Source organism: Vogesella mureinivorans (assembly GCF_007644035.1).
Taxonomy (GTDB): Bacteria; Pseudomonadota; Gammaproteobacteria; order Burkholderiales; family Chromobacteriaceae; genus Vogesella; species Vogesella mureinivorans.
The window spans coordinates 1-333 of the sequence record NZ_VMTV02001037.1 but is presented as its reverse complement, the minus strand read 5'-3'; the positions used below and the strand labels follow the sequence as shown (position 1 = coordinate 333).

Genomic DNA, 333 nt, shown 5'->3' with positions numbered 1-333 from the left:
TCCAACAACACCCAGGCCATGCACACAAACAAGTTCATCAACATCCACCTGGTGATGATCGACTTGCACGAAAGCGAGCTCGCGATCGGCCGTTCGCGCTTCGATGCGCCCGAGATCGACGGTCTGGTGCAGATCCAGGACGGCGAGGCCATGGGCGTCAAGCCCGGCGACATCGTCAACGTGCGCATCCTCGGCAGCGACGAGCACGACCTGTTCGGGCTGATCGGCCCGGGCGAGGAAGAGCTCGACGACTGAAGCCATGGCCAAGCGTCGCTTCGAGGCGCCCGCGCGCGAGGCCGTCGATCGGGCGGTCTTCGAGCATCCAGCCTTCGC

The 333-nt window shown here is 64.6% G+C and carries 1 pseudogene; it reads left to right on the top strand.

Features of this window, described 5'->3' with window-relative positions:
* Positions 1-255, top strand: a pseudogene (locus FLQ44_RS23920) (hypothetical protein); the annotation flags it as partial.
* Between the last annotated feature and the right edge of the window lie 78 nt (positions 256-333).